Consider the following 11303-nt stretch of genomic DNA (forward strand, 5'->3'; position numbering starts at 1 on the left):
TTTGTGTAGTTGACCTAGCTTGTTTCTATTCGCATATTCGCTTTTATTCTCAGTACATATTACATTAAAAAAAATGATAATCATTATCACTTGTGTGAAAAGTTGGCTTCTTAGCCCCTAGACGCCAATAGTCTTCGTGTTACAACGGACTAACGTGAGTATGACTTTATCTGTGAACATTTGATAACCGATTGGAAAAGTGCATCCATGCTGCAGTGTGGCGTTGAAAGAACGGCTCAATGAAAGATAGAGAACTCGAGAACTAGGGTCTACACCTGTCAATTTCGCGGTGTCAAAAGAAGCTATCACATTGATATATGGAAATATTGCTTTGTAAAGAGATTCCTTTGCCGAGAAAATAGTGGTGAGAAACAACTCTTCGTTTAAAAAGTGGTAACGGTATTTGAATTCGTCTTCGCAAAGGATGCTATCCCATATCTGGGAACAAGTTTGGGGCTTTATGAGAGGTTCAATATCTACTCCGAGATATTTGCAGTCGGACTGATAAGCAGCCACGGCAACAGCTTTACCTTGGCAGTGTGAAATAGAACCGACAATGCCGGAAGGCCAAACGGGCTCTCTATTAGAGCCTATACCGACTTTGCTGGGTATTTCTATGCCCAGATTTTTCTGGGCATAGAATGCACAATAACGACCAGCAGAAAACTCACATTTTCTTTTTAAAACTGCTTCGTGATGCATTTTTTCAGGTAATTGTATTCCTCTTGACGACAAACGTTGCAAATAGCGGGCGTCATAACAAATGTCTGTCGACACCATCGCTATCTTTGATGTCGGAACCGCTTCACAAGTGAAGCGCTGCAAATTCTTGTCCTTCGGGGTCAGCATGTTTAACAATGTTCTCACTAGATGAAGGGCATATGAGAGCGGAAACGTTACCTTGCTCAAACACATCCCATTCAACTCTGCCACCATTTGAAAGCAGTATGTATTCGAATGCTTCCCGTTCCATCTCACGGACTAAATGAGAAAGTTCGGGGCAACCAAGGAAGCTAAACAGGTTTGCATAAAGGCAATCTTTGATGACAAAAAACGTATTTCCAATTTCGTCCACTTCAGATGATAGGGTAATGATATTGAGGTCCGCATAACTTTTCAGGTATGCAAGCCAATATTGAACTGCTCCGTGATGAGGGGATTCCAAAAGCGTAAACTGTTGCGCATCTGGCCAGAGCCACCGCATCTCCATTTTTCCAGTTTCAAGAAACATTTTACGATACATCTGATAGGCTTTGTCCTGCCCTAATGCGTCTCTGGCGCATGAATAACCAGATGTAAACATACTGATGTCTTTTACCGCTTTTGCCCAAATATCAGGTGGAGGCAATGCGACGCTTGACGAGTATTCGCTCAGCATCTTTTGATGTTGGCGCCACCTAGAAAGTGTTTTAACGATGAAACCTGCAAAAGATAATGGGTTAAACTCTTTTCGAAGAGCTCCCCAAATATCCGACTCCAAGAGAAACATCTTTTGCAGAGGAATCATGCGAGGATGTTGTTTGGGTGCGGTATACCAGTTGCGTGAATAGTGTTTCATTCGCTGGGCGTATTTTTGCGGACACTCCACCCAGCCAAAATAAAGCCCAGCTTCTTTTAACTGCTCTAAGTCCGCTTCTTTAAAGTGGACGCCTTGTACACTGAGTCCTTCTATCAAAGCATACCTATGGGCCTTCGACAGGCTTTCAACACTCAAAACGCCACGGGTGTTAGAAAACTGATTGTTAAGATACAGTTCCGCGCAGCACGCAGCGACAAGTGCTGTTAGATCATAGGAAGAGATCATCCCATGAAGTAAGAGTCCTTTTTCTGGAGAATCATCAGGGTAGCACCAAAGTATGGTATCAGGGTCAGCGTCCCGCTTTTCTTTCATGGATTGCCCGCTTTTGTAAAACATGTCAGCGAGCTGGTTTTTACGCTTTTCGCTTGGTGCGATAGCGGCCAAAAATCTTGCAAAACCTTGGTGCAGATATTGAATGTTGTAACGACTATCGAGACTTTCTATTTTGTCCGAGATATTACTCTGCTCAGAGACGATAGCGGTATTCTCTACAGCCGAGTATGGGATGAGGCTGATTGCTTTGGTGTGGCCAGAAAAGGTAAATAGTTGTTTGCCATCTTTCCATGGTGTTTTAAACTTTTGCCTTTTACCATTTTTTATCCAAGATACATAGGGTTCGAAACTAGAGAGGATGGCATGTGGACTTGCCTTTCCACCACCATATGCGGCTCCCATGTAAGCGCGGATCGAATAATATTTCTGTGAAGAGCGCTCTTCTTCTGCAAGTCTAGCCAACATCAAGCTTGAAAGCCCTGGCATAAACCCCATTCCTGTCAGGATAAGGCGATTTTGGTCTTTAGCGTTCTGATCCAATGAAAATATACTGTCTGCTGCCGTTATGCTGTCGTTGATGTCAATACAGTCAATTCCGGCATCAAGGCAGAGCAGATGGGCCTTTTCTCTAACCTTTTCCATGGGGCCAATCGCGATAATTGCCAAATCAAATGTTGATAGCGTTTTGATGGCTTCTTTTGGGGAGGCCAAATCGAAAGGGAGTAAAGGGGTATTGTCAGACGACAAATTAGCAGCGTGACGGGATGTTCCAACAACCTCCCAGGAAGTATTCATTGAACGAAGAAAATGAATGATGCGGTAACCCGTTTCCCCTTTACCACCCAGCACAATCACTCTTTTTTTATCTGCTGATGACGTCATGCGATTTTCTCCTTAACGCGCTGATCATAGTTCGCTATGTTGAATCCCCATTCGGCAATATTTTCTTCTTCCAGGTAGGGCATAAATATTGATGGTGCAATCGCCTGATGTAGCATTAGCACCCCTGTTTTTGAGCAGTGGCCTTCTAATACACATCTTGCGGCAATACCTATCATTTTGCCTGTCGCTTGATAGGTGTTTGTTAGCGTTAGTTGTGCTTGAGATTGCAACTGTTTTTTATTGAGTAAACTCACTTGAATACCATAGAAGGGCGAGAGTGACTCCAGGTCTTTTCTGGCACTTTTTTCAAGGAGTTTTGCGGCCAAATTAGTTGTTGAACGGAACTTATACAGCCCCAAGATCTTGGCGAAAATACAGGCTTTCATTGCCCTTGGGCCGATATTCGTTCCAAACGCGCGAAGGTGCGAGATATTGAATTCTTTTGCAAGTTCCAACGCTTCTTCCGAGTAAACAAGCATGGTTCCGATTTCTTCGTCGATGTTTGGGAATGTGACGGCACTTCGGGCCTGACGGAATGGTGCCCTTAAAATTTCATCATTTTGGAGGTATGCAAAACCTCGGTCATGGCCAAAGCCACCAAGACTATGGATGATGTCCCATGCTGAATTAAACGACCACGCATCACGACCAACATACTGAAGTTCAATCTCATCAATATCGGCTACTGAGCGAATCTGCTCTAGGATGTATTTAGGAAAAAGACCGGATAGTCCGGGTAAAAGCCCTACGTTGATGACGAGCGGGACGTTTGAAGGAGTGAGAAATTCGTCCTCTCTGAGGCTTTTGAATACCGGGTCATAGCCACCTGCATCAATAAATGCCGTGTTTGATGCTTTACAAGCTTTTGCAACACGATCTCCGACAATGCCAGAAGGGCCGACACAAGAGATAACCAGTGCATAATCCTGACAGTGCGACTTCAGTGACTGCTCATCAAACACATCGATACGCTTTGTCGAGACTCTTTGCGCCAAGTGACTGGTTTGGGTGTTTGATAGAGAGGCCGAGCGGGATGCAACAACAATTTTTTGGGATGTGTTGTCGAGCAGGTATTGCATGACCTGCTGACCGACCTGTCCCATACCTCCCAAAATTAAAACATCGCGTTTTTGCTGATTGAAGTCCATGTCTATTGAGCTCCTTGCGAAAGTATTGTTGTCAGGTATTTAGAATTAACGAGCGCCCGCCACTAAGTGGTGACGGGCTCATTTAAATGAATCAGTAATAAGCGGTGAGGGTCAGGCCAAAGCTTCTTGGGTCAGCCGCTTCTGCTGTTGGGCCAGTGCCAAAATCGTACTCCACGGTGGAGTAATTTTCGTCCAAGGCATTTTTTACCCAGAAATAGGCATCCCACGAAGAGGCTTCAATACCCAATTTGGCATTGATTAACTGGTAAGGATCTTGTTTTAGGGTGTTTAAGCTGTTGAAGTAGTATTTGCCAATGTGCATAGCGTCGACGCGAGTAAACAAATCTAGGCTATGTGTTAACGGCTTCTTGTATTGAACTGCAAGGTTTGCCGTAACATTTGGGGTATTCACCATCTTTTTACCGTCACAATTGCCTGCCGACCCCAGAAGGTCACAATTTTCATATTTTTTGTACTCGGCATTAGTGAAGCTTCCACCCAATTCGATAAACCAATTGTTCGCGGGAATGTATCGAGCTTCTATTTCGATACCTTGACTTCTGCCTCGGCCTGCATTGTCTGTGAGTACCTGATTAGTACTTTGAATAAGCTGCTGGACCTGCTGATCCTTTATATCGATAAGGAAGATGGCTGCAGAGAGATCGAGCTTGTTGTCTAGCTGGGTAGTTTTGAAGCCAATCTCATAGTTAGTGCTCGTTTCTTCGTCATAAACAGGGTCTTCCTGGCTTGGATAAAGATGGTCAAAACCGCCAGCTCGGTACCCACGGCTCACTGATGTATAAAGCAACGAACCGTCAGTAAAGCTGTAAGACGCTCCAGCTTTTGGTAACCAAACATCGAAGTCTTTTGTGCCATTCACTGCCACACTGGTGGTGCTTTGATTATTGGAGTTGATGTTTGCTTTACGCTTTTCTCTATCGAGACGCAATCCGGCTGTCAGAGTAATATTTGGCGTGATGTTGTAGTCAAGTTGACCAAAAGCAGCGTAACCAGAGTTATCTTTTTTAACGTTAGACATGTCAACGTATGGGCCGCCATAGCCAAAGGCCGTGTAGTCGACATTGTTTTTTCCGATCACTCGATATTCACTGGTGTAGGCGTAGAGCCCACCAAGCCACTTGAGCTCAGTACTGGTCGTGGAATTCCAACGAAGCTCCTGAGATAGCTGCTTTTGCTTTTCATCTGATTTTGAGTGAAAGACATAAAGTGGGTTGGAATTCGCGTCCTGATCTGCAGAACTTTTATTCTCCCAATCTCTCCACCCTGTGATAGACGTGAAATCGAAAGCATCAAAGTTCTTTGTCACCGCCAGTGAAATACCGACAGAATCTCGATTATCTATACCTTTAAAATCATTATTGATTTTCTCTGGGTTGTTCTTGATGAACTCGGTTAGACCAAGTGCGTAGGAGTCATCTCTGAGGCGCTGATAGTCAATAACGAAATTAGCTTCTAATGAATCTGATGGAATCCATCGAAGTGATGTTCTGGCGAATAGATCATCTTTTTTTCCGTAATCTGAGCCATCAAAAACATTTTCAATATGTCCGTCACTCTGGATGCCGGCTAAGCTGAGTCCTGCAAAAAGTTCGTCTTCGATAATGGGTGTGTAAACCGTAGCGTTCAGTTTTCTCTCATTCAGGCTGTCGGCAGAAAATGAAACTCTCCCTTCGGTGAAATTGTCAGGTTTATTGGTGACGACATTGATGATACCTGCGAGGGAATTACCACCATACAAGGTACCTTGAGGTCCCCGCAAAACCTCAATTCGTTCGATATCAATGAGGTCGAGATCGAACATCCCGTTGTTCGTATAGTTCACGCCGTCGACGTAAAAACCAACAGTTGGGTCAGTGAATAGCCCTGGACCAATCCCGCGAATGAAGATATTGCTTTCTCGGCTTCCTCCCCAGGTGAAAATATGTAGGTTTGGAATATGCTGACCGAGTTCTTGAATCGAAGTGATTTGTGCGTCCTTGAGGTCTTGGTCAGTTTGAACAGATAAGCTAGAGGGAACATCCATTTTGTTTGCGCTGCGTTTGTCAGCAGTGACGGTAATGACTTCCAGTGCATCTTGCTCAGCAGCAATACTACTATGACTTATTGGTAACATAACCAGGCAGGCAATAGGTAAGCTCTTCTTCAAAATTGATGATTTTTGAATAGCCCTTTTTTTTGAAAGCAAGCTCGTGTTTTTCTGGTGTTTGTTATCTAAATGCGGGCTGAAGGGGGTAAGCGGCATGACTTGATACTCCTTGTCAAAGACTAGATGGTTATGGGAATCATTCTCATTATTCATCTAGTCTGCAGTGAGCGGAGGTTTGCTGCTACCCGATAAGGATTGCTGTTACCCGAATCCGAGCGTCTTTACCATCAGCGCGCTGGTGAGAACGTTTGTGTCTATTGACCAGCGCAAAGTGGTATAGCCACAGGATAGATTTTTTCTCCATCCCGATGGATTTGCATTTCCACCTTGACGCCAAATACTCTATTCATCATCTCTTCATTGATGGTGTTAATTGGCGAGTCGTCAGCGATCACTTTTCCATCTTGCATAGTGACAATACGATCCGAGAACTGACTTGCCTGATTGATATCATGAAGCACCATGATGATAGTGGTCTTGTGTTGGCGGTTTATCTTTTTTAACAGTGAAAGTACTTCGTACTGATGACCTATATCGAGGTAAGTTGTGGGCTCATCCAAGATCAGTATCTTTGCCTGTTGAGCAATACATAGCGCAATCCAACCGCGCTGTCTTTCTCCACCTGAAAGGCTATTAAATGGCCTATCTCTATAAGCAGTCATACCTGTTTGCTTCAAAGCCATCTCTACCGCTTCTATGTCCTTTTCTGACACTTTGCCCAGCAACCCTTGGTGTGCGAATCGGCCATGTGAAACGAGTTGAAAAACCGAAATACCTTCGGGTGCTATAGGGTCTTGCGGTAGAAAAGCGAGTTCTTTAGCCAGTGCTTTTCTGGACCATCTTGATAAGGAGGTTTCATTAAGCCTTACCTCGCCACGAGAAGGCTTGAGTATGCCTGCTAGCGCTTTGAGTAATGTCGATTTTCCGCACCCATTTGCACCCACAATGCAGGTTATTTCGCCATGGTTAATCGCTAAAGATACATCGGGTACGATAGTGTTCGACTGATAGCTAAGAGTAAGGTGATCAGCGAATAGTGTCATGATTGGTGCCTAACTTGCTTTTGTAGGAGAAAAAGTAATACAGGTATGCCCAGTAAGGTCGTAATGGCGCCTGCTGGCAGTTCAATTGGGCTAACAATAGTACGGGCAACTAAGTCGGCTGCTAATGTCAGACTGGCACCAATAAGGGCACAGACCCAAAACTGCCTCTTGATGTCGCCACCAACCAGCAATCTGGAAATATGCGGCACAATTAATCCTAGAAAGCCAATAGGACCGCTGACTGAAATTGCGCTAGCAGCAAAAATGACGGCGACAGCGATACAAGCGATCCTCCAAGCCATAACGTTCATGCCCAATGCCTTTGCTTGCTGTTCATTAAAACGAAGCAAGGACATTGGTGACTTCAAAAGAGGGAGTAGTAACAAGCCCAGAAGTGTCCAGGGCAACACCAGCATGATGTGTGAAAAATCCCTGGCATACAGGCTTCCTGCCAGCCAAAGCACAGTCGTTTCTGTTCTACCACCTCCCCATACAATCACCAGCCACATGACAATAGCATTAGTCATTGCACCAACCGCGAAGCCGTTTAATGTCAGGGTGACAGGGCGAAGGTTTGATTTGATAGACAACAATACAACAAAGAGTGTCGATATGGCTCCTCCGATAAATGCTGCGAATGGCAGCCATTCAAGGGATATCTTCACTGGGGTGTTGAAGAGAAACATAGCGTTGACATAATCAACCAAGAGTAAGACGGTAACGATAGCCAAGCTAGAGCCGCTTGAAATACCTATGATGCTGGGATCAGCCAGCGGATTTCTCGTCACGCATTGAAGGATAAGACCAGCAATGGCGAACTGAAGCCCAACCAAGAGTGCAAGTAATGTTCGGGGGAGGCGAAGGTTCCATATCACTTCATAAGCGGTGGTATGCGTTGTATTAGGAAAAAAGGCCTGCAGGACCTCAGTCGGTGAAAGATGAATAGAGCCCGACATAAGAGACAGTACCGCCAAAGCAAGGGCAACGAACCATAGCATAAGGAGAGTTAGTCGGTAATTATCTGACTTTTTCTGCCTCCCTCCAGGCAAAGAGTCGGTTCCTTCTGAAGCAACTGTTGTCATGCTTTATTCCGCTTTTTTCTTAATGAGGTAAACAAACAAAGGGCCGCCAACTAAGACACACAAGATGCCGACTGGCACGTTTTGTAGTTTGGCAATGGTGTCAGCCACTCCAACCAATGTCGCTCCTAACATTGCAGAAACGGGCAGACTTTGTCTGTGGTCAAGACACTGAGCCTGACTTTTGTTCTGAAGCATTAATCGTGTGAGATGTGGCGCGATAAGACCCACGAAAGAAATAGGTCCAGCAACAGAGACTGTGGCTGCGGTCAGTACGACGGCAATGAGGCCAAGCAGCAATCTCCACAGATGGGCAGGAAAGCCTAAAGAATGACAAGTCACGTCATCGAGCATAAGTAGGTTAAGTGGCCGAGAGAAAGTGACTCCCATAACCAAACCTGCTATCGAAAAGGGGACAAGTAGACCCGCATGTTGCCAGGTTCGGTCCATCAAGCTGCCAGTTAGCCAGAAGTAAATCCCGTTAGCATCAGCCTTAGCGGTAATCAAAACGACGACAATAGCGGCATTAAAAAATAGCGCTACACACATACCTGATAGCGTTAGATGAAGTGGACTTAGCTTCGTTCTCCAAGCGATAAGAAATGTGGTCAGTCCGGCAACAAAGCCACCTAAGGTACCAGTCAATAGTAGTAGCAGAGGGGTTAGTGCCGACCAAGCCATACAAACAACAATCGCAAATGATGCACCCGCACTCACGCCCATCAAGTCCGGGGAACCCAGAGGGTTACGGGTTATGGACTGAACAATAGTCCCCGCCATCCCAAGTGTTGCGCCAACCAATACAGCAATGATGAACCGGGGCAATCTGAGTTCCAATACTAAAAATGATGCCAATGAATCAGAGGGCTGAATCAAAGCCTTGATCACTTGAGTGGCTGAAAAGGATGTTTCTCCGGTCATTAAGGATAACGAACCAGAAACGAGCAACAGCAAGGCGCAGGAAATAAGAATGATCACAAAACGCCATGCCCCTTCATGTGCCTTTAAAGCCACCGGTGGAACCGAAGATGTAGGGGAAATCATTCAGTCGCTTATCCTTCAGATATAACCAACGGTTTTGCTCTTGCTTCTGCTGGGATATCAATGGGTTCACGGAACGTTTCTGGGTAAAAAAGATGAGCAAGCTCTCTGAGGACCATATCTCTAGCTATTGGGCCATGAGTCATTACATATTGGTCACTAACGCGGTACGCCCTGGAGGTTTTCACTGCTTTAAGTCTCCTCCAAACGGGGTGAAAACTGACGGGCTTATCGTCACCTGTGAATGAAATGATCACATCTGGGTTGAGCGTAAGTAGCTGCTCCATTGAGAGAACGGTAGCGTCAGGTTTTTTAAGCTCAGGCGTCGGAGAGGGCCCCATCGAATACTCGGCCTTGAGGGATGTCATAATATGAGTGGCGATATGGTGGTCGTAAAACACATAAATGGTATCTGCCCAATGCCAGAGAAAAACAACACTGACCCCACCTGGAGCTTGGGCGCGATATTCATTGAGCTTTCTATCGAACTCAGCATTAATATCAATACCTTGCTTGTGTTTTCCTACCGCATCGGCCAAGGTACTAATCGATCGATTTGAGTCTTCCAATGTCACCAGATCAAAGGTTAGCAAAGGGGCTATTTTCTCAAACTGCCCTGAAAAGGGTTCCGCATACTGTTGTAAGCCCACAATAAGGTCGGGCTTCAGTTGGGTTAACCTCTCCATATCCGGCTCATGGACTTCTCCGAGATCAACGGCGGTGTGAACCTGCTCGCCAAGGAAAACAGATTTACGATGTTGAAGTGTCGAAATCCCCGTTGCATTCTGGCCCAGTGCTTTAAGCGTGTCTGCACCAAAGGCTGAAACAGACGCGACGGAAGAAGGTGACGTTGATACTGTTACAGGCTTTCCCCGATCATCCGTCACCGTAACTGGGAAAGCATCATTTGCACTTATGTCAGGACTTAATATCAGCGTTGCTAAAACTAACATTGAAGTGACAGATTTGGCGTCAAATGGCGCTTCAATAATTGGTTTCAACAGGATCTTCTTGACTAACTGACTGTTCATTTTTGGCTTCCATTCACGTTCAGGTTTTATATCAAACAGATTTAAAATGGTGCTAACTTGGGCGAAGTTGTCCTTTCAATAGTGGTTGGTGACCCACTGAAATTTGGTATCTGATTGATTTGGTTAGATAGGAAAACGATGTTAGATGTTAGGCATTGCTCTTACTACCCGAATCGGGATTGAATGCCCCGCAAAAGTGCGGGGCGTTTTCACTGAATGGGTCAAGGCAGCTGGAAGGAAAGGGAGGGACTTAACGTCGAACTATCTTTATAACTTTCCATGAAGACACGAATAACCGCTTCATAGTGATCAGCAAGATAAAAATGCCCCCCTGGAAAAGACTGCAAGGAGAAATTGGCAGAGGTTTGGTTCTTCCAGAGCAATGCATCATCTCTACTTAGCTCAGAGTCGTTATCCCCAATGAGTTTTTTGATAGGGATCGGCAAGGGAGGGCGTGGCTCGTTTCTCTTGCCGTAGGTCTCGATCAATTGATAGTCAGCTCTTAAAGCTGGGAGCACCATTTCCAATAGCTCCTCATGTTCTTTTAAGAATGAAAGTGAGGGGCTTAACCTGACGATCTCTTCTACGAGTTCGTTATCTGAACTGATATGAAATTGGGTCGGGTTTGCGTAGCCGGGGGCGTCTGTTGCTGAAGCAACAAGAGCAACAGGAAGCCTTAGACCTGCCTTTTGCAGCTCAAGGATCAGTTCATACCCAATCGAAGCGCCCATGCTATGGCCAAATATCACAAAGGGAATTTGCAATAAGTGTGGGTTTCCGGTCAGTTGGTCGAAAAGCGCCCGTACCATATCTTCCATGTTGTTTATACATGGGTGATTCAGCCTTTCTTCCCTGCCGGGGTATTGAACAACAACGAACTCGGTATCTTCGGGAACAGCCTCGGGCCATTGTTTAAAATAGCTGGCAGCACCTCCGGCATGGGGGAAGCAAAAGATACGCCTCCTGATGTTTGGGTGTGTTTTCAGTACCCTGAACCATGAGGATGGCTTATTGCTTTTTACACTTTGCATTCTTTGAGGTTGAGCTGTGTATTCCAAAA

Annotated in this window: 9 protein-coding genes; all 9 read right to left on the minus strand. The window is 45.3% G+C overall.

Annotated elements, in window-relative coordinates; genetic code table 11:
- Nucleotides 1–117: 117 nt before the first annotated feature.
- The 9 genes from VP504_RS01520 to VP504_RS01560 all read right to left on the minus strand — a co-directional run bounded on the left by VP504_RS01520 (nucleotide 118) and on the right by VP504_RS01560 (nucleotide 11301).
- A complete protein-coding gene (locus VP504_RS01520; RefSeq protein WP_325892610.1) occupies nucleotides 118–825 on the minus strand; it encodes a 4'-phosphopantetheinyl transferase family protein in 708 nt (235 codons plus the stop codon).
- Nucleotides 806–2734: a hypothetical protein gene (locus tag VP504_RS01525; RefSeq protein WP_325892611.1), complete on the minus strand. Its 1929-nt coding sequence runs from the start codon at nucleotides 2732–2734 to the stop codon at nucleotides 806–808. The genes VP504_RS01520 and VP504_RS01525 overlap by 20 nt, the downstream gene beginning before the upstream one ends.
- Nucleotides 2731–3882 (minus strand): saccharopine dehydrogenase NADP-binding domain-containing protein, encoded by a 1152-nt coding sequence (locus VP504_RS01530; RefSeq protein WP_002541815.1) that lies wholly within the window; start codon nucleotides 3880–3882, stop codon nucleotides 2731–2733. Before VP504_RS01530 ends, VP504_RS01525 begins: the two co-directional genes overlap by 4 nt.
- Nucleotides 3883–3973: 91 nt before the next feature.
- Nucleotides 3974–6145, minus strand: coding sequence for a TonB-dependent receptor (locus tag VP504_RS01535; protein ID WP_325892613.1), 2172 nt, complete (start codon nucleotides 6143–6145; stop codon nucleotides 3974–3976).
- Between the two features lie 158 nt (nucleotides 6146–6303).
- Nucleotides 6304–7092, minus strand: coding sequence for an ABC transporter ATP-binding protein (locus tag VP504_RS01540; protein ID WP_325892615.1), 789 nt, complete (start codon nucleotides 7090–7092; stop codon nucleotides 6304–6306).
- Nucleotides 7089–8174, minus strand: coding sequence for a FecCD family ABC transporter permease (locus tag VP504_RS01545; protein WP_325892616.1), 1086 nt, complete (start codon nucleotides 8172–8174; stop codon nucleotides 7089–7091). The genes VP504_RS01540 and VP504_RS01545 overlap by 4 nt, the downstream gene beginning before the upstream one ends.
- Before the next feature lie 3 nt (nucleotides 8175–8177).
- Nucleotides 8178–9215, minus strand: a complete 1038-nt coding sequence (locus VP504_RS01550) for a FecCD family ABC transporter permease (protein ID WP_325892617.1) — start codon at nucleotides 9213–9215, stop codon at nucleotides 8178–8180.
- An 8-nt stretch (nucleotides 9216–9223) separates the two neighbouring features.
- The gene (locus VP504_RS01555; RefSeq protein WP_325892619.1) at nucleotides 9224–10243 is read right to left on the minus strand and encodes an ABC transporter substrate-binding protein; all 1020 of its coding nucleotides are present in this window, start codon (nucleotides 10241–10243) and stop codon (nucleotides 9224–9226) included.
- A 221-nt stretch (nucleotides 10244–10464) separates the two neighbouring features.
- Nucleotides 10465–11301, minus strand: a complete 837-nt coding sequence (locus tag VP504_RS01560; protein WP_325892620.1) for a thioesterase II family protein — start codon at nucleotides 11299–11301, stop codon at nucleotides 10465–10467.
- Between the last annotated feature and the right edge of the window lie 2 nt (nucleotides 11302–11303).

The organism is Grimontia sp. NTOU-MAR1 (assembly GCF_035758505.1).
GTDB classification, from domain to species: Bacteria; Pseudomonadota; Gammaproteobacteria; order Enterobacterales; family Vibrionaceae; genus Enterovibrio; species Enterovibrio marinus.